This window comes from Psychrobacter sp. 1U2 (genome assembly GCF_051847575.1).
In genome coordinates, this window is record NZ_JBPYDC010001197.1 from 1 (window position 1) to 671 (window position 671).

General features: G+C 44.1%; 1 protein-coding gene. It reads left to right on the plus strand.

What is annotated here, in order from left to right; genetic code table 11:
- Window positions 1–109: 109 nt before the first annotated feature.
- A partial coding sequence (locus ACS8FD_RS21175) for a hypothetical protein (RefSeq protein WP_439277316.1) occupies window positions 110–671 on the plus strand: 562 nt, incomplete at its 3' end.

The following is a 671-nucleotide window of genomic DNA, read 5'->3' on the forward strand; positions in this document are numbered from 1 at the left end:
AATTGGCCAATATTCTTCAAAGAGATTCTTCCTTATTTCAATAAAAAATTCTAACCAATTTAAATTAAAGCTAGCTCCATAAAAAACTCACTTAAAAGGATTTAAGACGATGGCTATCGTTCGCAAGCACGGTGAAGAACAGCCTTATTGGCCTGCTGGCCCCTTCAAAATACGCCTGCCCTTTATACACTACCGCTGGGAGATCCCTGAAATGCTTCAGGGATTATTCATGTTTATGGTTAGCCTTGCCATGATCCCACTGCTGGAACAGTATCTAGGCATGCCGTACGATGCAGCACTAGCATTTTGTGTGATTGCTGGCCTCATGTATCTACTGCCTTCCTTACTTGGCGTGCCGCTTGTGCCCGGCTGGATTACCCCAGCTATTCCCATTGTCATTTTATATTTGCAAGCTTTTGAGCCAGGACCGCAAGCGGTACAAGCAATGTTTGTGCTGCAATTAGAAGTATTTTTGATATTTATCTTCTTTGGTATCACTGGACTGAGTAATCGTATAGTAGGTTTTATCCCTAATTCCTTAAAAGCTGGGGTCATTATTGGCGCGGGTATCGCCGCCTTGATGGGAGAGATACAAGTAGGTGGCCGCGTAGAAGCCACACCGATCTCGTTGATCATTGGCGCTATTATCTCCGGTTACGTGCTATTCTCAG